The sequence below is a fragment of the Streptomyces showdoensis genome (assembly GCF_039535475.1).
GTDB lineage: Bacteria > Actinomycetota > Actinomycetes > Streptomycetales > Streptomycetaceae > Streptomyces > Streptomyces showdoensis.
This window is the reverse complement of the sequence record NZ_BAAAXG010000027.1, coordinates 421,543-443,310: the sequence shown is the minus strand read 5'-3', so window position 1 is coordinate 443,310 and position 21,768 is coordinate 421,543. Positions and strand designations below refer to the sequence as shown.

General features: G+C 74.2%; 13 protein-coding genes and 1 pseudogene. 7 read left to right on the top strand and 7 right to left on the bottom strand.

Features of this window, described 5'->3' with window-relative positions; translation table 11 throughout:
- Positions 1–1,138, top strand: a 1,138-nt coding sequence (locus ABD981_RS34820) for an MFS transporter (protein ID WP_345530501.1), incomplete at its 5' end; no start/stop codon positions are given.
- 35 nt (positions 1,139–1,173) lie between these two features.
- Here the strand turns inward: ABD981_RS34820 and ABD981_RS34815 are convergent.
- Entirely contained in the window at positions 1,174–2,163 is a 990-nt protein-coding gene (locus tag ABD981_RS34815; RefSeq protein ID WP_345530500.1) for a ScbA/BarX family gamma-butyrolactone biosynthesis protein, read from the bottom strand.
- A 275-nt stretch (positions 2,164–2,438) separates the two neighbouring features.
- On the opposite strand from ABD981_RS34815, the pseudogene ABD981_RS34805 reads away from it, so the two are divergent.
- The 5 genes and pseudogenes from ABD981_RS34805 (at position 2,439) to ABD981_RS34785 (ending at position 9,276) form a co-directional block, all read left to right on the top strand.
- Positions 2,439–3,639 (top strand): annotated as a pseudogene (locus tag ABD981_RS34805) (IS701 family transposase).
- Positions 3,640–3,749: 110 nt separating this feature from the next.
- Complete coding sequence (locus tag ABD981_RS34800; protein WP_240495148.1) at positions 3,750–4,985, top strand: IS701 family transposase; 1,236 nt, start codon at positions 3,750–3,752, stop codon at positions 4,983–4,985.
- Positions 4,986–5,380: 395 nt separating this feature from the next.
- A complete protein-coding gene (locus tag ABD981_RS34795; protein ID WP_046906718.1) occupies positions 5,381–6,583 on the top strand; it encodes a 3-deoxy-7-phosphoheptulonate synthase in 1,203 nt (400 codons plus the stop codon).
- A gap of 114 nt (positions 6,584–6,697) precedes the next feature.
- The gene (locus tag ABD981_RS34790) at positions 6,698–7,357 is read left to right on the top strand and encodes an isochorismatase family protein (protein WP_046906719.1); all 660 of its coding nucleotides are present in this window, start codon (positions 6,698–6,700) and stop codon (positions 7,355–7,357) included.
- Complete coding sequence (locus ABD981_RS34785; protein ID WP_046906720.1) at positions 7,354–9,276, top strand: anthranilate synthase family protein; 1,923 nt, start codon at positions 7,354–7,356, stop codon at positions 9,274–9,276. Before ABD981_RS34790 ends, ABD981_RS34785 begins: the two co-directional genes overlap by 4 nt.
- Positions 9,277–9,347: 71 nt before the next feature.
- Here the strand turns inward: ABD981_RS34785 and ABD981_RS34780 are convergent, their stop codons facing one another.
- Entirely contained in the window at positions 9,348–10,760 is a 1,413-nt protein-coding gene (locus tag ABD981_RS34780) for an aminopeptidase P family protein (RefSeq protein WP_046906721.1), read from the bottom strand.
- Between the two features lie 205 nt (positions 10,761–10,965).
- Here ABD981_RS34780 and ABD981_RS34775 point away from each other — a divergent pair, with 205 nt between their 5' ends.
- Positions 10,966–11,949, top strand: coding sequence for a helix-turn-helix domain-containing protein (locus ABD981_RS34775; RefSeq protein WP_205628129.1), 984 nt, complete (start codon positions 10,966–10,968; stop codon positions 11,947–11,949).
- Between the two features lie 42 nt (positions 11,950–11,991).
- Here the strand turns inward: ABD981_RS34775 and ABD981_RS34770 are convergent, their stop codons facing one another.
- The 5 genes from ABD981_RS34770 to ABD981_RS34750 all read right to left on the bottom strand — a co-directional run bounded on the left by ABD981_RS34770 (position 11,992) and on the right by ABD981_RS34750 (position 21,538).
- Positions 11,992–14,817 (bottom strand): helix-turn-helix transcriptional regulator, encoded by a 2,826-nt coding sequence (locus ABD981_RS34770; RefSeq protein ID WP_046906723.1) that lies wholly within the window; start codon positions 14,815–14,817, stop codon positions 11,992–11,994.
- Between the two features lie 625 nt (positions 14,818–15,442).
- Positions 15,443–16,687: a 3-deoxy-7-phosphoheptulonate synthase gene (locus ABD981_RS34765; RefSeq protein ID WP_123954321.1), complete on the bottom strand. Its 1,245-nt coding sequence runs from the start codon at positions 16,685–16,687 to the stop codon at positions 15,443–15,445.
- 7 nt (positions 16,688–16,694) lie between these two features.
- A complete protein-coding gene (locus tag ABD981_RS34760) occupies positions 16,695–17,774 on the bottom strand; it encodes a hypothetical protein (RefSeq protein ID WP_046906724.1) in 1,080 nt (359 codons plus the stop codon).
- Positions 17,775–17,837: 63 nt separating this feature from the next.
- Positions 17,838–19,892: an anthranilate synthase family protein gene (locus tag ABD981_RS34755; protein WP_123954322.1), complete on the bottom strand. Its 2,055-nt coding sequence runs from the start codon at positions 19,890–19,892 to the stop codon at positions 17,838–17,840.
- Positions 19,889–21,538, bottom strand: coding sequence for an FAD-dependent monooxygenase (locus ABD981_RS34750; RefSeq protein ID WP_345530497.1), 1,650 nt, complete (start codon positions 21,536–21,538; stop codon positions 19,889–19,891). Before ABD981_RS34750 ends, ABD981_RS34755 begins: the two co-directional genes overlap by 4 nt.
- Positions 21,539–21,768 lie beyond the last annotated feature (230 nt).

The following is a 21,768-nucleotide window of genomic DNA, read 5'->3' as shown; positions in this document are numbered from 1 at the left end:
GCCCGCCGGCCTCGCCATCATCAGCAACCTCTTCCACGACGCCCGCCAGCGCTCGCAGGCCATCGGCATCTTCGCGGCCACGTTCGCCGCCGGATTCGCGGCCGGACCGGTCATCGGCGGACTGCTGCTGAGCCGCTTCGAGTGGGGCTCGGTCTTCCTCATCAACCTGCCGGTCGTCGTGCTGTTCCTCGCCTTCGCGCCGGTGCTGCTGCGCGAGGTCCGCACCACCAACCCGGGCCGGGTGGACGCCCTCAGCGTCGCCCTGTCCGCCGTCGGCATCCTGCTGGCCGTCTACTCGATCAAGACGGCCGCGGCGGAGGGCTTCTCCCCCGTGCAGGCCGTCACCGGTGTCGTCGGCGTCGCCCTCCTGGTGTGGTTCGTGCGCCGCCAGTTCCACCTGGAGCACCCGCTGCTCGACCTGCGGCTGTTCAAGGACCGGGTGTTCACGGTGGCCATCCTCACCGGTCTGCTGACGCTCGTCGCCTGGGCCGCCGCCGGCTACCTGAGCGGCATCTACCTCCAGTCGGTCCTCGGCTACAGCGTCCTCGCGGCGGCCCTGCTGGCCCTGCCCGGAGCGGCGGTCCTGACCGTCGTGTGCATCAAGACGAGCGTCATCGCCGAGCGGATCGGCACCCGGTCGGCGCTCATCGCCTCCCACTTCTTCATGGGCGTCGGCCTGCTGCTCCTCCTGGCGACCACCACCGAACACGGCGTGGCGGCGTTCATCGCCTCCACGATCGTCGCCGGTGTCGGCTACGGCCTCTCCTTCAGCCTGGTCGCCGACACCGCCGTCGCGGCGGTCCCGCCGGAGCGCGCGGGTTCGGCCGCCTCGCTCGCCGAGACCAGCAACGAGCTGGGCAACGCGCTGGGCATCTCGCTGCTCGGCTCGCTGGCGGCGGTCTGCTTCCGGCTGTTCGGCCCCGACATCGCGGGCACGCTCAACGAGACGCTGGACAAGCCGGGCCTCTCCCCCGCCGTCGTCGCCGAGGCCGAGGACGCCTTCCTCACCGGTCTGCACGTGGCGGTCGGCGTGGCGAGCCTGCTCTGCCTGGCCCTCGGCGTCCTGGCGCTGCGCTGGGTCCCGAAGGAGACGAAGGAGGAGCCGGCGGAGGCCGAGAGCCTGACGGCCGCGCCGTAACGCACGGACACTCCCGGCCCTGCGGACCGGCCCCTTCACCACGGGGGCGGAACGCAGGGCCGAGTCGTGCGTACGGGCCGGGACGCCGCCGCTCGTACGGTCAGCCGCCCCGTACGGAAGTCGACGCGGAAGGCCTCCTCCCCCTCCTGCGTCCCGAGGACCCGCACCGCGCCCGGCTCCGGCAGCGGCGCGGCCGCGATCCAGCAGGGCCGGTCGAACTCGACGTACCTGCGGTAGGAGGCCTCGATCGCGACGGGTTCGAACGGGGCCGGGGCCCGCAGGGCGCGGGCCGCCTGGTCGGCGGCCTCCAGCAGCGCGAGGCCGGGCACGTGGTCGACCGGGTGGTCGAAGAGCAGCCGGTCCCCCGGGTCGTTGCGCAGCAGCCAGCGGTCCGGCCGGTCCCCGGCGGCCAGCATCACCTCCCCCGGCGACGCCCGGCCGACCAGCCGGGCGTCCACGGGCGGCGGGAGCTCCCAGCCGCCCCACGCCACGTCCCGGCGGGGACCGCGGACCCGCGCGTACACCCGTTCCGAGATCCAGGTGAACTCGCTCTCGGCGCGGGCCACGATGGTTCCGCCCGCAAGGATCCGAAAGGTCATGTGGAGAGATCCGGCCGTCCGCCGGCCGGCCCCGGCGTCCCGGACGGCGACGTGGACGTCCAGGGCGGTGGCCTGGCCGCGGGGGACGCACAGGCCGGCGGCTATGGCGAGGTCGAGGGTGCTGAGCATGGTCTGGTGGGTCAGCGGGACCTCGTGCACGGCGTGCGCGACGACCAGTCCGCACTGCCGGACGGTCTGGGCCAGGACGCGCGGGTCGTACGGTAACTCCCCCTGCACCGCGGGCCATCTGACGCCCAGGACGACCTCGCCGGGGGACCGTCTCTCCCAGCCGGTCACGAGGAGGTGCTCCTCCCGACGCAGGTGCGCGTAGGCGGCGAGCGGCGCCGTCGGGGGTGCGGGCGGGAGGGAGGTCAGAGGGGTGGAAGGGACGAGAGAGGCGGTCGGGGCGAGCGCGGCGTCGGACAAGGTTCCCCCTGGTTCGGTTCGGTCCAGACATACCCGGTGCACCGTTGAACTACGGGATGTACGTTCGATTTTGGTCATAGGTAAATGTAAGCCCAAGCAACAGTAAAGCGGGGCCTGTTGTCACCTGCGACCCTCCCGGACCCCCTCCGGCCGGGCCTTGCCACCCTCGAACGCCATGTCAGGTTTGGCGCGAATGTGCGGTCCCCCCGCGAGCGCGTCGTATAAAGAAACCGGACGGAAGTCCTCTTTCTCTGGGCAGGGGGTCACGGCGCGCGATGGGGAACCCGAGGGAAGACGGGAGCGCGGCGACCGGACGGCCGCCGGCGGGGCTCGACGAGGAGTCCTGCCGCCGGCTGTTCGGCTCGCTGCACCGCAACGGGCAGCGGGTGAAGGCCGAACAGTACGTCCGCGGACTGCTGTCGGTGGCGGGGCGCAAGACGCTGCGGAGCCTCGCGGCACAGTTCGAGGGGGCGTCGGCACAGCAGAGCGTCCACCACTTCATCACCACCTCCCCCTGGGAGTGGGACGCCGATCCGGCACGCGCTGGCCCGGCAGGCGCAGCGGACCCTGGGCCCCGAGGCCTGGGTGATCCGCTCCACGCTGATCCCCAAGGCCGGACCGCACTCGGTGGGCGCCGATCCGCAGCGCACCCCGCTCGGCACGGTCAACGGCCAGCGCGCGGTGGGGACCTGGCTGGCCTCGGAGCGCTCCGCGGTGCCGGTCGACTGGCAGCTGTGCCTGTCCCACCGCTGGACGGCCGAACCCCTGCGCGAACGGGCCAGCGTCCCGGCGGACGCCGTCGCCTGCGGCGTCGAGGAGTGCGTGCGCCAGGCCGTCGCCGCCCTCTCGGAGATCCGGTGCACGGCGCGGCTCCCCGTGGTGGTGGACGTCGCGGAGGCGGACGGCATCGCGGTCGCCCGGTCCCTGGGGGCCGTGGGGCTGCCGTTCCTGGTGCGGGTCGATCCGGCGGCGCCCGTACGACTGGACCGCTCGTCCCTTCCCCGGTACGGGGATCTGCACTGCACGGCGGGCGAGTTGGCCGAGTCCCTGCCCCAGTTGCGGCAGCGGGTGGATCCCGGCGACGGGCGCACGACGGCTGCCGCGGTCCCGGTGGTGGTGTCACGGTCGGGCCGGGCGCGCATGACCCTCCTCGGCGAGTGGCACCCGGACGGGCCCGGTGGGCGCCGGCTCTGGCTCACCAACCTCTCCTCCTCCCTGCTCGCCCCCGCCCTGCGGCTCACCCGCATGCCCGGCGTCGTGGAGCGGGATTCCGCCGAGATAGCGGACGACGTGGGGTTACGGGACTTCGCCGGGCGCTCGTTCCCGGGATGGCACCGGCACATCACGCTCGCCTCGGTGGCCCATCTGGCCGTCGCGACGGCGCGGGACCGGGCCCGGCGCGGGACCGCGGCGGTGATGTCACCCACATCAACGGGACTACCGTTCGGTAACCTGACACTCTCCTCCTGCTCGTGATGGATCACCCGGCCCACCGCCCCTTACTGTCGAGCCGGGCTCACCCCGTGCTCCTGTTCGATCAGAGTCGATGTTCGCGAGCACGGGCTGGATCAGTAGTGAGGAGATTCATGCTCAGCGTCGACCCGCGTCCCGCCGCCCCGGCACGAGGGACCCACCCCGCCCCCGCCCCCACACCCAGCCCCAGCGCCTTCCCGGCCGGCACTCATGACGCCGTCCTCTCCGAGTTCTCCTCGACGCTCTTCACCTCGCTGTCCCGGAACGACCAGTGCAGGAAGGCCGTCCAGTACCTGCGCGGCCTGCTGGAGACACCGGGCCGCAAGTCCGTGCGCAACATCGCCGCGCTGCTCGGCGAGCAGGCCTCCGAGCAGAACCTCCACCACTTCATCTCGGCGTCCACCTGGGACTGGATCCCCATCCGCCGGGCCCTCGCCGACCACTGGGTCGACGCCCGCCCGCCGCAGGCCTGGGTGGTGCAGCCGGTCATCATCCCGAAGACCGGCCGCCACTCGGTCGGCGTGGACAAGCACTTCTTCCCGACCCTGGGCCAGATGCTCAACGCCCAGCGCGCGGTGGGCGTGTGGGCCGCCTCGGACACCTCCAGCACCCCGGTGAACTGGCGCCTGCACCTCCCCCAGGCCTGGCTCAAGGACGACCTGCGCCGCAGCCAGGTGGCCATCCCCGACGACGTGCCGGTGGAGACCCTGAGCGAGTCCGTGGTCGAGGCGTGCCTGGAGGCCGTGACCCGCTGGCAGTTACCGGTGCGCCCGTTCGTCCTCGACTCCTGCGAGGTCCACGCCGTACCCATCTTCGAGAAGCTGCACGCCACCGGCATGCCCCTGCTGGTGAGCGTCTGCGAGGACCAGCCGCTGACGGTCGCGGACCCCGCCCTGCCCGCCGCCGGGCGGGCGCCGCTGACCGCCGAACAGATCATGATCATGGCCAAGGACCTCCGGCGCCCGGTCACGATCACCTCCTCCGAGCCGGGCGGCCGGCCCCGCACCCACTGGGCCGCGACCGTACGGGTCACCGGACCGGCGCTGCCCGGCGCCCCGTCCGGGCAGGGCGAGGTGCTCCTCCTCGGCGTGGGCGACGAGAGCGGCCGCTGGCCCGCCAAGCTCTGGCTGACCAACCTCACCACGACCTCGCCGGCCTCCCTGGTGCGGCTGACCCGCCTCGCCGACCGCGTCGACCGGGACTTCACCGAGATCGCCGACCGGGTCGGCATCCGGGACTTCTCCGGACGGTCCTTCGGCGGCTGGCACCGGCACATCACCCTCGCCTCGGCCGCGCACGCGATCGTCGCCCTGGCCAGGAGCGACGCACGCGCCCATCAGGTCGCCTGACCCGCGCCTCCCCGTTCGCCCGTTCCCCTTCCCCACTTCTCGACTTCTCCCCTTCTCGACTTCTCCCCTTCTCCCCTCCCGCGACCGGCGGGCCGACGGACTCCCCACCGTCGGCCCGCCGGTCATTTCGCGTTCACGCCGCCTTATCAATGTCGGTGCGCACAAACGTACTTGACGGATCGTCGGCCACTTGACGGATAGCGCGTCACCTGACGGATACCGATCCCGTTTCCGCCCGCGCCCCGGAATCCGTCGGACGATCTAGTGCGAGCAGGAATACCCGCCCTGCCTATTCACGCCCCCGGCGCGCTTCTTCCCCGCTTCGCCTTTCCCTCTTCCCATTCCCTTCTTCGCGTCCCGCACCGCCGTGTGCCGCCTCGCGATTGGAGAATCCGATGGACGACGCCCTGCTCGACATTCGCTATGACAACGCCTTGCAGCAGCCCCCGTGGGAGGACGAGACGCACGTGCTGCGGGTCCGCAAGGAACTCGCCGCGCTGCCCGCCCTCGTCGACGCCGAGGACGTACGCACCCTGCGGTCCATGCTGGCGCGGGTCGCGGTCGGCGAGGCCCACGTGGTGCAGGCGGGTGACTGCGCCGAGGACACGGCCGAGTCCACCCCCGGCCACGTCGCCCGCAAGGCCGGCCTGCTGAACGTCCTCGCCGGACAGCTGGAGATGGCCACGACCAGACCGGTCGTCCGCATCGGCCGGATGGCCGGCCAGTACGGCAAGCCCCGCTCCCGGCCCACCGAGCGGGTCGGCGAGCTCGAACTCCCGGTGTTCCGAGGCCACATGGTCAACAGCCCCGAGCCCGACCCCGAGTCCCGGCGGCCCGATCCCGAGCGGCTGCTCACCGGCTACCAGGCCGCCCGCGCCGTCATGGCCGGCCTCGGCTGGCTCGACTCCCACGCCGGCCCCCGCATCGGCGCGCCGGTGTGGACCAGTCACGAGGCGCTGCTGCTGGACTACGAGGTCCCGATGCTGCGCCGGCAGCCCGACGGCCGCCTCCTCCTCACCTCCACCCACCTGCCGTGGATCGGCGACCGCACCCGGCAGCTCGACGGCGCCCACGTCGCCCTGCTCGCGGAGGTCGTCAACCCGGTGGCCTGCAAGGTCGGACCCGACATGACGGCCGAGGAGCTGCTGGCCCTGTGCGAGCGGCTCGACCCCGGGCGCGAGGAGGGCCGGCTCACCCTCATCGCCCGCATGGGCGCGGGGACCGTAGCCGAGCGGCTGCCCTCCCTGGTCGCGGCCGTGCGCGCCGCCGGGCACCCGGTGATCTGGCTGACCGACCCCATGCACGGGAACACGGTCAGCACCCCCACGGGCCTCAAGTCCCGCTATCTGGAGACGGTCTCGCGGGAGGCCGACGAGTTCCGGGACGCGGTGGCCGCCGGCGGCGGCGTGGCGGGCGGACTCCACCTGGAGACCACCCCCGACGACGTCACCGAGTGCGTCCTGGACGCCTCCGAGGTCGACCTCGTCCCCACCCGGTACACCAGCTGCTGCGACCCGCGGCTCAACCCCGGCCAGGCCCTGTCCGTGGTCTCGTCCTGGTGGAAGGCCGCCAGGACGGCCCAGCCCGCGGCCGCCTAGCCACGACGGCCCGCCGCGCGCGGCGCCCCCCGACCCCCGGCGGTCCCACGGGGGCGCCCCCGGCACCCACCCCTCACGCACCCCACCCCACCTCCCCCCAAGGAGAGATCAGTCATGGCGGGCATACCCCCCATCGAGCCGTACGCGCTGCCGTCCGCGGACGAACTGCCCGGCAACACCGCCCGGTGGTCCGCCGATCCGGACCGCGCGGTGCTGCTCGTCCACGACATGCAGCGCTACTTCCTGCGCCCGTTCCCCGCTCCCCTGCGCGAGCCGCTGGTGCGCAACGCCGCCCTGCTGCGCGAGCGGGCCGTGGCGACGGGGATGCCGGTGGCGTACACGGCGCAGCCCGGTGGGATGGACGACGAACAGCGCGGGCTGCTCAAGGACTTCTGGGGTCCGGGCATGCGCGTCGACCCCGCCGACCGCGAGGTCGTCGAGCCGCTGGCGCCGGGGCCGGACGACCAGGTGTTCACCAAGTGGCGCTACAGCGCGTTCTTCCGCTCCGGGCTCCTGGAGTGGATGCGCGAGCGGGGCCGCGACCAGCTGGTGGTGTGCGGGGTGTACGCGCACGTCGGTGTGCTGATGACGGCGGTCGAGGCGTTCACCAACGACATCCAGCCCTTCTTCGTCGCCGACGCGGTCGCCGACTTCTCCGCCGCGTACCACCGGCAGGCGGTCACGTACGCGGCCGAGCGCTGCGCCGTCGTCACGACCACCGACACCGTGCTCGCCCAGCTGGGGGCGGCCCGTACCGCGGGAGCCACCGCATGACCGACGCGCCCGCCGACCTGCTGGCCGCGGTGCTCGCCGCCGACCCGCCCCCCTACGCGCTGCTGCACCGCCCGGAGAGCGCCGGAGCGGGCACCGTGGACGTCCTGCTCGGCCGGATCTCGACCCCGGCGACGCTGGCGGACCTCCCGCTGCCCGACCGGGCGCCGGCCCCGGGCGGGGGTCCGCGGCACGAGCTGCTGACCCTGGTCCCGTACCGGCAGATCGCCGAGCGCGGCTTCGCCGCGCCGGACGACGGCGAGCCGCTGATCGCGATGAGCGTCGCCGAGCAGGCCGTCGTCCCCCTCGACGAGGTCCTGCGCAGGCTCCCCGACCTGCCCATCGACCTCGCCGGAGGCGACTTCGACGTCGAGGACGAGACCTACGCGGAGACGGTCCGGCGGGTCATCGCCGACGAGATCGGCACGGGCGAGGGCGCCAACTTCGTCATCAAGCGCTCCTTCGTCACCGACATCACCGGCTACACCCCGCACACCGCGCTGTCGTTCTTCCGGCGCCTGCTGCGGGGCGAGTCGGGCGCCTACTGGACCTTCGTCGTCCACACCGGCGAGCGGACCTTCGTGGGCGCGACGCCCGAGCGGCACATCAGCGTGCGGGGCGGCAACGCGGTGATGAACCCGATCAGCGGCACCTACCGGTATCCGCCCTCCGGCCCCACCCTGCCGGGGGTGATGGACTTCCTCTCGGACCGGAAGGAAGCCGACGAGCTCTTCATGGTCGTCGACGAAGAGCTCAAGATGATGGCGCGGATCTGCGAGGGCGGCGGCCGGGTGGTGGGCCCCTATCTCAAGGAGATGGCCCGGCTCGCGCACACCGAGTACTTCATCGAGGGACACACGACCCGGGACCCGCGCGAGATCCTGCGGGAGTCGATGTTCGCCCCGACGGTCACCGGCAGCCCCCTGGAGAGCGCCTGCCGGGTCATCGAGCGGTACGAGCCCGAGGGCCGCGGCTACTACAGCGGCGTGGTGGCCCTGATCGGCCGCGACGCCCGCGGCGAGCGGGCGCTGGACTCGTCGATCCTCATCCGCACCGCCGACATCGACCGGTCCGGCCGGGTGCGGATCGGCGTGGGCGCCACGCTCGTGCGCCACTCCGACCCGGTGTCGGAGGTGGCCGAGACCCGGGCCAAGGCGGCCGGGCTGCTGGCCGCGCTCCAGGAGCCGGGCCCGGCGGGCGGGCGCGGGCCCGGCGCGGGTGCCGCCGGGTTCGACCACCACCCCGAGGTCCGGGCCACGCTGGAGCGGCGCAACTCCCCCCTCGCCGGCTTCTGGTTCACCGGCCACGCGGAGCGGGACCGGTCCGTGCCGGACCTCGCGGGCAAGCGGGTCCTGGTGGTGGACGCCGAGGACACCTTCACCTCGATGATCGACCACCAGCTCCGCTCCCTCGGCCTGGAGGTGACGGTCCGTCGCTTCGACGAGCCGTACGCCTTCGACGGCCACGACCTCGTCGTGATGGGCCCGGGTCCGGGCGACCCGCGGGAGACGGCCCACCCGAAGATCGCCCATCTGCGCGGGGCGATCGACACGCTGCTGGCCGAGCGGCGTCCCTTCCTCGCGGTCTGCCTCAGCCACCAGGCGCTCAGCCTGCGCCTCGGCCTCCCCCTGGTGCGCAGGGACGTGCCCAACCAGGGCGTCCAGCAGGAGATCGACTTCTTCGGCGCCCGCGAACGCGTCGGCTTCTACAACACCTTCGCCGCGCGCAGCCCCGAGGACAGGCTGGACTGCGAGGGCGTGGGCCCGGTGGAGGTGAGCCGGGACCCGGTCACCTCCGAGGTGCACGCGCTGCGCGGCCCGCACTTCGCCTCGATGCAGTTCCACGCCGAGTCGCTGCTCACCGAGGACGGGGTGCGGCTGTCCGGCGGGCTGCTGCGGGAGGTGCTCGGCGCCCGGCGGTGACGCCGGCGGGACGCGCGAGGCCCCGGGGTCCGGCCGGACCCCGGGGCCTCGGGTGCTCACGTGCCGCGGAGTCAGCCCGCGGTGCGGGCCATCCAGGCCTCGACCTCGTCGGCGGTGCGCGGCAGGCCCGCGGACAGGTTCTCGTGTCCGTCGGCCGTCACCACCAGGTCGTCCTCGATGCGGACGCCGATGCCGCGCCACTCCTCCGGCACGGTCAGGTCGTCGGGCTGGAAGTAGAGGCCCGGCTCGACGGTGAGGACCATGCCGGGCTCCAGGACGCCGTCCACGTACTCCTCGTTGCGCGCGTGGGCGCAGTCGTGCACGTCCAGGCCGAGCATGTGGCCGGTGCCGGCCATGGTGAAGCGGCGCTGCAGACCGAGCTCGTACGCGCGCTCGGCCGGGCCCTCGATGAAGCCCCACTCGACCAGCTTCTCCGCGAGGTGGCGCTGCGAGGCGACGTGGAAGTCGCGGTAGGCGGCGCCCGGCTTCACGGCGTCGAAGCCCGCCTGCTGGGCCTCGTACACCGCGTCGTACACCTTCCGCTGCACCTCGGTGAAGGTGCCGCTGATGGGCAGGGTGCGGGTGACGTCGGCGGTGTAGAGGCTGTGGGTCTCCACGCCGGCGTCGAGGAGCAGCAGCTCGCCGGGGCGCACCGGGCCGTCGTTGGAGGTCCAGTGCATGATCGTGGCGTGCTCGCCGGCGGCGGCGATCGTGCCGTAGCCGACGTGGTTGCCCTCCAGGCGCGCCCGGCGGTAGAAGGTGCCCTCGATCCAGCGCTCGGAGGTGGCGATCGCCTTGGAGAGCTCGCGGATCGCGTCGTCGAAGCCGCGGACCGTGGAGTCCACGGCCTTGCGCATCTCGGCGAGCTCCCACGCGTCCTTGACCAGCCGCAGGTCGCTGAGGACCTCTTCGAGCTCGTCGTCGCGGTCCTCGTCGGTGGTGACGGCGGACTCCAGGGCCGGGTCGAGACCGCGGACGACGCGGGTGGGGACCTCGGTGTCGGCGGCCAGGTCGGCGGCGAGCGTGCGCACGTCGCGGCAGGGCAGGCCCAGGACGCGCTCGGACTCGGCGAGCGAGCGGCGGCGGCCCATCCACAGTTCGGCGGTGTAGCCGATCCAGAACTCGTCGGTGTCCCGGCCGTCGCGCGGCAGCGTGTACAGGACGGCGTCGTGGCCGCCCTCGGCGCGGGGCTCCAGCACCAGGGCGCACTCGCGGGCCTGGTCGCCGGTCATGTGGACGTAGCCGGTGTACGGCCGGAAGGGGTAGGTGTCGTCGTTGGAGCGGACCTTGAGCCTGCCCGACGGGACGACCAGGCGCTCGCCCGGGAAGCGCGCGGACAGCGCCTCGCGGCGGCGGGCCGCGTAGGGCGCCTGCGCGTCCGGTTCGAGGTCGTGCCGCTCGGTGTCGGCCCAGCCCGTGCGCATCAGCGCGGACAGTTCCTCGGAGATCCCGTCGTACAGACCGTTCTTCCGGCCCTTGGCCACGATGTGTCCCTTCTTCGCGGTGGGTGCTGGTCGCGCCGGGCGGCGCGGGGCAGGGCGCGCCCCGCCCCCGTGCTCCGGGGCGCGCCCGCGCCGCCGTGCTCGGCGTCGTCCTGGACGGTAGTCCTCGGCGACGGCCGTGGGGGCCGGAGAGTGCCAGTGGCACTGATCGGCCACCGGAGGGCGTGGAGGGTCGATAATGCGAGGCATGACGAACGCGAGACTCGGCGAGGCGCTCCGGCTGCTGGGCATCGACGAGACGGCGGTCCGGGTCTATCTGGCCCTGCTGGACCGGGCGCCCGCGCCGCTGGGCGAGATCGGGAGCGCGGCCGGGCTCGGCGGCGCGGCGCTGGCCGCCGCCTACGACGAGCTGGTGGACGCCGGTCTGGCGAGTGCCGCCGAGGGGGCCGGGGACGTGGTGGCCCCGGTGCCCCCGGCGGCGGGGCTGGAGATCCTGGCCCGGCACCGGGCGGCGGAGCTGGAGGAGTCGCGGATCGCCGTGGGCGGCGCGTTCGACTCGTTCCGGCGGCACCGGCTCGCCGCGTACAACGACGATCTGGTGGAGGTCGTCACCGGCGACGCGATCGGCCGCCGGATGCGGCACGCCTGGGCGAGCGCCCGGGAGCAGATCCGGCAGTTCGAGTCCCCGCCGTACGTGCCGCTGGTCGGGGCGACGGAGGACTCGCTGGCCACGCTGGCGCGGGGGGTGCGGCAGCGGGTCGTGTACTCGCGGGAGTCGCTGGAGCACCCGGGCCATCTGAAGGACGTGATCGAGCCGTGCATCGAGGCCGGGGAGCAGGCCAGGGTGCTGCCGTCGGTGCCGGTCAAGCTGCTGATCATCGACGAGGCGTACGCGCTGGTGTCGCTGTCCATCAAGGAGGCGGACGTCGTCAACACGATGCTGGTGGTGCAGCCGTGCGGGCTGCTGTCCGCGCTGGTGGCGCTGTTCGAGCAGTGCTGGCGGAACGCGCTGCCGTTCCACGGGCACGACGCCCGCCCGGGCGGACTCGCGCCGGCGGACCGGCGGCTGCTGCGGCTCCTGGCGGGCGGCGCGGGCGACGAGGTGATCGCCCGGGAGCTGGGGATCAGCCGCCGGACCCTTTTCCGGCGCCTGCAGATCCTGATGGCCCGGCTGGGGGCGGCGAACCGCTTCCAGATGGCGTTGCAGGCGCAGCGGTCCGGCTGGCTGTGAGCCGCGGCCCGGACGGCCGCGGCGGCTCCCCCGCCCGCCCGGTCAGGCCTCCGCTTCCGCGGCGGCGTCCTGCTTGAGGACCCAGCGGGTCAGGGCGACACGGCTGGACAGGCCCAGCTTGGAGAAGATGTGGCGCAGGTGGCTGTCCACCGTGTGCGGGGAGAGGAACAGCCGGGCCGCCACCTCGCGGTTGGTGAGGCCCTCGGCGACCAGCCGGGCGACCTTGATCTCGGAGCGGGTCAGCTGGCTCCAGGCCAGGGAGGCGAGCTGCGGCGGGCCCGCCGCCGTCCGGACGCCCGGGGGCCGGCCGAGGCGTTCGGAGACCCGGTCGGCGTCCATGCGCAGGCCCGCCGTCGTGAACAGGTCGAAGGCCTCGCGGATCAGGTCCGTGGCCTCGTGCCGGTGGCCGGTGGTCTGCATCGCCGCGCCGAGGTCCTCCAGGGCCTCGGCGCGCAGCGGGGTGCGCGGGCTGTCCTGGTACGCCTCGACGGCGGCCCGCAGCATCGCCGGGTCCCCTTCGAGCAGTCCGCGGGTGTGGGTGTCGGCCGCGGACAGGGAGACGAAGCCCGGGTTGCGGCGGGCCAGCCCGCTGATGGCGTCCGCGACGACGCCGGCGAGGTCACGGGCCCCGGCGCGCAGGGCCAGCCGGACCACGCGCGGGGCGGCGCCGGGCTCCTGGGTGAACAGCAGCAGCCGGCCCGGCAGGCTGTCGAGCAGCGGTTTCAGCGCCTCCAGGGCCTGTTCGGGGCGGCCCTCGGCCTCCAGGAGCAGGGCCGTGCACCACGCCAGGTCCTCGATCCGGGAGCCGATGCCGTCCGCGTCGAGCCGGCGGGCGTGGTCGAGGCGGCTGCGGGCCGTCTCCAGGTCGCCGGAGCAGAGCGCCAGACGGGCGAGGGTGGCGAGCAGGGGGACGCCCATGGCCATGGTGGTGAGCTGTTCGGCCATCCGCAGTCCGGCCTCGGCCTCCGCGAAGGCGTCGTCGATCAGGCCGCGGGCCAGCCACAGTTCGGCCCGGTGGTAGTGCCACAGCGGCTGCGACCAGGCGGTGCCGAAGCGGTGGGCCTCGCGCTGGCCGTACTCGTAGACGGCGGCGGCCTCGGTGAAGCGGTCGGCCGCCGCCATGGCGGAGCCGAGCCAGAGCCGCGGGTGGAGCTGGGCGGCCTCGCCGCCGTACTCGTCGGCGATCTGGACCGCCTCGCCGGCCAGGGTGATGGCGCCGGAGATGTCGCCGGAGGACTGGGCGGCGATGCTCTGGGCGGCGATGCCGAGGGCCATCGACGGGTACTCCGCCGCGCTGCGGGCGAGCAGCACCGCCTGGTCCGCGGCGACGGTCGCCTCGCGCAGCCCGCCCGCGTTGAGCAGGGCGTGGGCCTGGATGGCCAGCACCCGGGCACGGACCGCGTCGGCCACGCTCGGCAGCGCGAGCGCCCGCTCGGTGTAGCGGACGGCCGCCACGTCCTGACCCGCGTGCTTGAGCGCGGAGGCGAGTCCGTACAGCAGCATGGCCTCGGTCTCGGGGTGCATGCCGGTCTTGAGCGCGGATTCGCCGAGCTCCTGCGCCTCGGCGAGCCGTCCGACGGTGGAGAGCAGGCCGACCGCCTCCGCCGCCAGCCGCGGGCGTACGGGGTGGTCCTCGCCGATCGCCTTGAGGGTGCGCAGGGCCAGGTCGGCGGCCGTGCTCGGGGAGGTCCGGGCGAGCTGGGTGATGGTGGTGCGCAGCGCGTCGACGGTCTGGCTGTTCCAGTGCGAGCTGCCGCGGATGAGGTGTTCGGCGATCTCGCTGGCCGGGCGGTTCTCCGCCCGCAGGACGGTGACCGCCTCGCGGTGCAGCACCTTGCGCACCGGGCCGGGGAGGGCGCTCAGCACGGACTCGCGGATCAGGTCGTGCCGGAAGGCGAGTTCGGTGCCGGTCTCCATGAGGGCGTCCTGCTGCATGGCCTCCTCGGCGGCGGCCACCAGCTCCACGGCCCGGCGGCCCCACAGGCCGGCGGCCTCGTGCACGGTGAAGGGGCGGCCGAGGACCGCGCCCGCCTCCAGTAATCGGTGGGCGTCCGGCGAGAGGCTCTGCAGGTGCCGCTGGACCGCGTCGACGAAGCCGGCGGAGAGGTCGACGCCGGCCGGACGGTCGCCGAAGCCGCCGCCGGGCAGGCCGCCGACGGCCGGCAGCGGGGCGCCGCCGGCGCGCTGTCCGCTCAGCAGCTCCTCCAGGAGGAAGGGGTTGCCGGCGCTGCGGCGGGCCAGGGCGAGGAGCTCGCGGTCGGGTTCCGCGCCGAGGATCTCCCGGCACAGGGCGTGCACCGCGTCGTCGTCGAGGGACCGCAGCTCCATGCGCTCGACGCCCTCCTGGAGCAGCAGCTCCACGGCGCTGCGCCCGGGCGAGCGGGAGGGTGCGGTGCGGCAGGCGAGCAGCCACAGGACGGGCGAGGAGGTGAGCGAGGGGACGAGCAGGCGGAGCGCCAGCGCGGTCAGTTCGTCGGCCCACTGGACGTTGTCGAGGGTGATGAGGAGCGGCCGTTCGGCGACGTAGCGCTCCAGCCGGTCGCCGAGCTGGTCGATCAGCCAGAAGCGGTTGGAGGCGGGGTCGCCGAGCTGGTCGAAGTTGTCGACGACCAGCGGGCAGCTGTTCCTGAGGGCGCCGAGCAGGGTGCTCAGGGGGGCGACGTGGTCCAGTTTGGTGGCGCGTCCGGCGGCCGTGGCCATGCCGAGTTCGGTGGCGTAGTCGCTGGCGGCCGTGAGGAGCCGGCTCTTCCCAATTCCGGGTGAACCTTCAATAATCAAACATTCACCGACGCCGGCCATCGTATTGTCGAGCGCTGTGCGGATGCGGGCCAGTTCGGCGTCTCTGCCGACCATGCGTCCCACGGGCATATGCGTGTCCTCCCCCAACTCACGCACCACTTCTCATGGATGCACCCAGCACGCCTCGTGAGCTGCGTCACTCACGTCGCGCCGTCATCGTCGCACACGGCGCCAGGCTACTGTTCGAACCTCTGAACTGCGACCGGGCGAGTCTCCCTCGATCGAGCCGATACCACGCGACGCCCGGCCATGACCGATCCTCGCACCTGTGGCGTGATCGGATCGCGGACATTTCACGCCGATCCGATGGTGTCGCCGCGCGCCGGCGCACCCGCGTCCCACCGTCGCCGAACTCGCGCCGCACGCCGGAGGCCTGACGGGGCGTCGGGAGCGGTCCGGGACGCGTCGGCGTGGCGGGAAAGAATCGCGCCGCCGGGGAGAGGAATCCATCAGGTCCCCGCCGGACGAAAGCGGCCAAGGAAGCTATTCGGACACTCTCCGAAGCTGCTTAGTACACGTCTCGAACACACCCCGGACACACTTCGGACACCCCAAGGGCACGCCCTGGGCATGCCCGAGGCGCATCCGGGACGCATCCGGGACGGAGGCGCCCCGGACACCGGACGGATGCGGGACGGATGCCGGACGGATGCGGGACGGGTGCCGGACGGATGCGGGACGGGTGCGGGGCGCCTCAGAAGCAGCTGTCGATCAGGCGCAGCCCCTGCTCGGGGCTCAGCCGCGGGTCGCACAGCGTGGTGTAGCGCCGCGTCAGCTCCCGCTCGCTCGTGACGGCGCCCCCGACGCACTCGGTGACCGGCTCCCCCGCGGCCTCCAGGTGGACGCCGCCCGCGGGCACGCCCTGCTCGGCCAGGGTCCGCAGGAAGATCCGCACCTCCTCGACGAGCGTGTCGAGATGACGGGTCTTCAGGCCGTTGGCCGCGGTGACCGTGTTGCCGTGCATCGGGTCGCAGAGCCAGACCACCGGGTGCCCGGCGTCCCGCACCGCGGCGACCAGACCGGGCAGGGCCTCCGCCGCCCGGTCCCGGCCCATCCGCGCGATCAGGACCAGCCGGCCGGGCGTGCGCTCCGGGTCCAGGATCGCGCACAGCCGCCGCAGCGCGGCCGGGTCCGCCGTCGGCCCGACCTTGCACCCGACCGGGTTGGCGAGGGAGGCGAGCATCCGCACGTGGACGGAGTCGGGATCACGGGTGCGCTCGCCGATCCACGGCAGATGGGTGGAGGCGAGGTACGTCCCGAGGCGCGGGTCCTCCCGCAGCAGGCCCGCCTCGTAGTCGACCACCAGGGCCTCGTGGCTGGACCACGGCCCGAGCGAAGGGCCCCGGTGGCCCGCGGCCCCGTCGGCGGCCGCCCGCGCGGACCGGTGCCCGTCCACCTGGGCGAGCACCCGGGAAGCGGCCCGGTAGGCCCAGAGCATGCGACGCGGATCGGGCTGCCGGGCGGCCCGGCTGGGCACCTCGGAGTTGACCAGGTGCCCCCGGAACGAGGGCAGCGTCCGGTCCTCGTACCGCTCCACCGGCTTGGACCGGGGCTTGGCGTACTGGCCCCCGATGCGCCCGATGCGCAGCACCGGGCGCCCGGTGCGGGCGCCGAGCGCCCCGGCGAACCGGTCCAGCATCTCCAGCCGGGCGCCGATCGCCTCGGGGCCGCACTCGTAGAAGCTCTCGGCGCAGTCGCCCGCCTGCACGACCAGCCACTCGCCGAGCGCCACCTTCGCGAGGGCGTCCCGCAGGACCACCAGCTCGTCGGGCCGGACGAGGGCGGGTGCCGCCGTGAGGGCGTCCATGGCGGCCTCGTAGGCCGGGTGGTCCCGCCACTGCGGGTTCTGGGCGGCCGGCTGCCCGGTCCAGCGGTGGGGACCGGCGTGCGCCCGGACGGAAGGGGCGGTGGAGGGGACGGCGGACGGGGCGGTGGCCATCACTGACTCATTCATCGGCGTCACGGGCGTCCCCGACGGGCCGGCCCTGGTGGGAGGGGTAGAGGGCGGACGCGGCGCACAGGGCGCCGGCCAGCACGGACTGGACCTGCGCGTACTTGACCGCCGACGCGTCCCCGGCCTGCCCCGGAACGGTGTGGAAGCCACCGTGCCGGCGGTCGGCCAGCCGGTCGATCGCGGCCCGGGAGACGGCCGTGGCCCCGCAGTCGTCGTGGCCGCGCGAGCGGAGCACCGCCCCGGCCAGCAGAAGATGTCCGGCGTCACCCCCGCTGATCCCCACCCCGGCCTCCCTGGAGGTGAAATGACGGACCGTCAGGGCCATCGTGCGGTGAGCGGTGTCGGCGTGTTCCGCCGAGTCGAGCAGCCGGGCGGCATGGGCCAGGGCGAGCGCGATCCGCGGTTCGCCGCCGGGGGTGGGGAGTTCGTGGGCGACCCGCCCCAGGGCGTTCGCCATGTGCGGGAGTTGCTCGGTGTCCACGTCGGACTCGCCGAGCGCGTCCGCGATGGCCAGCGCGCGCAGGGCGGCGGCCGCGGTGAGCGGCGAGGGGGTGTCGTCGTGGGTCCGCTTCCAGTCCTCGCTGAGGGCGCCGGGGAAGGCGCCGTCCCGGCAGGTGCTCAGGCAGCGGTTGAGCAGGTCGACCGCCCTGACCCGGGCGATCGGGTCGGCGGTGTGCCGGCTGCCGACGAGCAGTGCGGTGGCCGCGTGGAACTGGTGGCGCAGGGTGCGGGCCCGGCCCTCGGGCCGGACCTGCCAGGAGCGGTCCGCCACCTCGGCGAAGCCGGGCCGGCCGTCCCGGTCGAGCAGGGCCTCCAGGCCCTGGAGCGCGATGGGCAGTTCGTCCGGCGCGTTGTCGGCCAGGGCGAGTACGGCCGCGGACTGGTCGGCCAGGTGCTTGTCCCCGGTGAGGGGGCTGCCGCCGGCCGCCGGGGCGGCCCTGTGCACGCCGCCCTCCCGCCGGTCCAGGAGGTGGCGGGCCAGCCACCGCACGGCGGAGTGGCGGAGGAGTTCCGGCTGGGTGGGCCGGCGGCCGGGCGGCCGGTCGGCGCGGTCGGATGGGCTCTGTGGCATGGGGGTTCCTCGTCGTCCTCGTCCGTGGGCAAGGGGTTCCGGGGCGGTGCCGCGGGCGTCGGCTCAGACGGCCACGGGGGCCACCGGGGCCAGGACTCCGCACAGCAGCTCGCTGAGGATCCCGGGGCCGTGCTCGGTGAGCACGGACTCGGGGTGGAACTGCACGGTCGCGAAGCCGGGGCCGCGCATCGCGTGGACCTGGCCGGTGCGGGGGTCCCGGCTCACCTCCACCGGGCGGGACAGGCCCGGGAGCGTGAAGGCGTCCGCCGGGGCGACCGCGGCGAAGGTGTTGTAGAAACCGACCCGTTCCTCGCCCCACGGCAGCCGCACCGGCAGCTGGACGCCCTGGTTGGGCCGGTCCCTGCGCACCAGTTCCAGGCCGAGCACGCCCGACACCACCTGGTGTCCGAGGCAGACCCCGAGGAAGGGGACGTCCTTGGCGAGCAGGCCGCGGACCGCGCGGCGCAGGGCGGCGATCTTCGGGTCGGCCAGGTCCCGGGGATCGCCGGGACCGGGGCCGACCACGGCGAAGTCGTACTCCGTGGGGTCGGGGTGCTCCCGCCAGGAGCGCACCTCGACGCGGCAGCCGAGGGCCTCCAGCTGGCGGGCCAGCATGGCGGTGAACATGTCCTCGGCCTCGATCACCAGTCCGCGCCGCTCGGCGAGCTCCGGCGGCCGGTGCGCCGCCCCGCGCCCTGGCTCCAGCCAGAAGCGGGCGAGCGAGCGGTTCCGTTCGCCGAGCAGCGCGCGGACCTCGGGGTGCTCACCGAGGCGTACGGGGGCGGTGCGGGGGCCCGGGACGGCCCGCCCGTCCGGCTCCGGCCCGGCCGCCGGACCGGCACCCGCCGGGTCCGCCTCCGCGGCCTCCGAGGTCTCCGCCGCGTGCTGCGCGTCCGCCTCCTCCTCCACCCCGAACGCCGCCAGCAGCCCCGCCGCCTTGGCGCGGGTCTCGGCGGCCTCGGCGGCCGGGTCGGAGAGGCGGACCAGGGTGGCGCCGACGCCCAGGCGCAGCCGGCGTTCGGCGTCGACCTCGGCGGTGCGGATGACGATCGCGGAGTCCAGCGCGACCTCGCCGGAGGCGTCCCGTCCGATCAGCGCGGCCACGCCGCTGTAGTAGCCGCGGCCGGCCCGCTCGTGCCGGGCGATGACCCGGCAGGCGTTCTCCAGCGGGCTGCCGGTGACGGTCGGGGCGAACATGCTGCCCCGCAGGATCGTGTCGACCCCGGCCCGGGTGCGGCCCTCGATCAGGTACTCGGTGTGCGCGAGCCGGGCCATCTCCTTGAGGTACGGGCCCCGGGCGAGGCCGCCGTCCGGGCAGAAGCCGCCCATCATCTTCAGCTCCTCGTCCACCACCATGAGGAGCTCGTCGGCCTCCTTCCGGTCGCGGAGGAACGCGGCGAGGTCGGCGAGTCCGGGGCCCGCGGGCGGGTAGCGGTAGGTGCCGCTGATCGGGTTCATCACCGCGGTGCCGGCGTCCAGACTGATGTGCCGCTCCGGGGTCGCGCCGAGCATCATGTGGCCTCCGGTGCACACCAGGAAGACCCAGTAGGCGCCCTGGCTCTGGGCGAGCAGCCGGCGGTAGACGGAGAGGGCCTGCGCGGGCCCGAAGCCGGGGAGCTCGGCCGTGAAGGTGCGGTGGATGACGAAGTTGGCGCCCTCGCCGGTGCCGATCTCCTGCTTGATCACGTCGCGGACGATCGCCTCGTACTCCTGGTCGTCCAGGTCGAACCCGGCCTCGCGCAGCTCGACGGGGCCGCGCGGCAGCCGTCGCAGCACCTCCTCGACCGCGACGGTCCCCTGCCGGCGGACCGTCAGGGTGCGGATCGGCACGTGGTCGTCCCGGCAGACGAAGCCGCGTTCGGTGATCTGTCGGTACGGGATCAGGGCGAGCAGTTCGTGGCGGGGCTCGCCGGGTCCGGCCGGTCCCGGCTCCCCCAGCGGGAGTTCGGAGAGCAGGTCCGCGGTTCCGGGGTCGCCCAGCAGGATCTCCACCCGGTCGCCGGTCCGCTCCGGGCGGTACAGGAGGGCGAACGCCTCCGGTGCGGGCGGGCCGTCCGGGTCCGCCGGGCGGCCGTTCGCGACGGCCCGGTCGAGCAGCAGGTCGAGGAGCTCGCTCATGCCCCGACCGCCTTCGCGCGGCCCAGCACGAGGTCGAGCAGCGCCGGGGCGTCCTCGGGGAGGCGGTCGCCGCGCCAGGCGGCGTGCTGGTCGGGGCGTACGAGGACCAGGCCGGCGCCCCACACCGCGCGGACCGCCGCACCCTCGGCGCCTTCGAGGGCCAGGTGTTCCAGCGGCACGCCCTGTTCGGCGGCGAGCTTGGCGAGCGGGGCGCCCGCGCCCGTGCCGGAGAGGTCGACCAGGGTCAGGCCGGGGCCCAGGCGGTCGAAGAGCGGGGTCCCGTCGGCGAGTCGCACCGCGGGCACCCGGCCGCCTGGCCACACCCGCGGGGTGATGCCGGTCCAGTCCCAGCGCGGTGCGGGTCCCGGTTCGGCCGCGACGACCCGGGAGCGGTGGTAGCGGTGGCCGAAGTGGATGCCGGAGTTGTCGACCTGGTACGCCTCGCGCTCCAGGAAGCCGGCCAGGTGTTCGCGGGAGGCGCCGTCGCGGGCGAGCTGCCCGAAGCGCCGCCAGACCTCCAGCAGGTTCGCGGACATCTCCTTGTTGAACAGGGCGACGGGTCGCCGCTCCTCCTCGTAGCTGGCGAGGAGGTCCTCGCCGCCCCAGCCGCCGAGGCGGGCGGCGAGCTTCCAGCCGAGGTCCACGGCGTCGGCGATGCCGGTGTTCGCCCCGTGGCCGCCGAAGGGGTAGAACTGGTGGGCGGCGTCGCCGGCCAGGAAGACCCGGCCCTCCCGGTAGCGTTCGGTGACGGCGAGGGTGCCGGTCCAGTGGCTGACCGTCAGCACCTCGTCGACGGTGAAGGCCTCGCCGAGCTTCTCGCCCATCGCGGCGACCGGATCGCCGTCGAAGCGGGTGCCGTCGGGTATCTGGAACGAGGCCGTCCACAGCTCGCCCTCGTCCCGGGAGACCAGGGTGATGCCCCGGGCGCTGGTGGTGATGAACGCCCGCCCGTGGCGCCGCAGCAGCGGGTCGGAGCTGCGGAAGTAGACCGAACAGCGGCTGCTGGACGGGCCGCTGACGGGCTGGTCCACTCCGAGCGCCCGGCGCACCGCGCTGTTCCCGCCGTCGCAGCCGACCAGGTACTCCACCCGGAGCTCACGGCCCCGGCCGGCCGGGGCGGCGGCGCGGTCGGCGAGGGCGACGGTGACCCCGTCCGGGTCCTGCTCCAGGTCGGTCAGCTCGACGCTCTCCTCGAAGTCCACCAGCGGGTGCTCGCGCAGCGCCTGGCGGAGCACGTCCTCCAGGAGCGAGCCGGTGATCCGCAGGTACGGCTCGACCGCCCCCGTACCGTCGTCGGCGGCGGCGGCGTACCGCTCGGCCTGGGCGCGCGGGGAGGGCTGGCGCCAGACGGCGACCGGTGGCTCGTCCACGCCGGTCAGGAACACGAAGTCCGCGTCGAATCCGGCGGGCACCGCGCCCGCCCGGATCCGGTCCGCGAGGCCGAGCCTGCGCAGCAGCTCCATGCTGCGGGCGTTGATGTAGTCCATCTTGGGGAACAGCGGCGGAGCGGCGGCCCGGTCGACCACCCTGCTCCGTATCCCGTGCCGGGCCAGTTCCAGCGAGAGGATCGCGCCCGCCGGTCCTGCGCCGGCCACCAGCACGCGCGCCTCGTCCCGCGTGCGGCTCCGCAGCTCTTGCACACCCACGTCGGACGGCTCCTTCGGCTCCTGCACGGCCCCCTTGGACACGCGACGTTGCCACCATCCTCACGGGGCGTACGGGGCCCGGGGATCACGACTTCGCGTGATCCCGGTGATCTCGCGCCGTCACGCCGTCGCCCGGATATCCCGTGAAACGGCGATGACCGAAACCGTGTGCTGGACCAGGCTGGCCCTGCCGTTCGAACAGATGGGTGAGACCGCCTTCAGGTCATCGC

Excerpts from the sequence above, each read along its gene's own strand:
- ABD981_RS34800 (WP_240495148.1), top strand. The coding sequence starts at position 3,750 with ATGCTCAGCGTCGACCCGCGTCCCGCCGCCCCGGCACGAGGGACCCAC.
- ABD981_RS34795 (WP_046906718.1), top strand. The coding sequence starts at position 5,381 with ATGGACGACGCCCTGCTCGACATTCGCTATGACAACGCCTTGCAGCAG.
- ABD981_RS34790 (WP_046906719.1), top strand. The coding sequence starts at position 6,698 with ATGGCGGGCATACCCCCCATCGAGCCGTACGCGCTGCCGTCCGCGGAC.
- ABD981_RS34785 (WP_046906720.1), top strand. The coding sequence starts at position 7,354 with ATGACCGACGCGCCCGCCGACCTGCTGGCCGCGGTGCTCGCCGCCGAC.
- ABD981_RS34775 (WP_205628129.1), top strand. The coding sequence starts at position 10,966 with ATGACGAACGCGAGACTCGGCGAGGCGCTCCGGCTGCTGGGCATCGAC.
- ABD981_RS34770 (WP_046906723.1), bottom strand. The coding sequence starts at position 14,817 with ATGCCCGTGGGACGCATGGTCGGCAGAGACGCCGAACTGGCCCGCATC.
- ABD981_RS34765 (WP_123954321.1), bottom strand. The coding sequence starts at position 16,687 with ATGGCCACCGCCCCGTCCGCCGTCCCCTCCACCGCCCCTTCCGTCCGG.
- ABD981_RS34760 (WP_046906724.1), bottom strand. The coding sequence starts at position 17,774 with ATGCCACAGAGCCCATCCGACCGCGCCGACCGGCCGCCCGGCCGCCGG.
- ABD981_RS34755 (WP_123954322.1), bottom strand. The coding sequence starts at position 19,892 with ATGAGCGAGCTCCTCGACCTGCTGCTCGACCGGGCCGTCGCGAACGGC.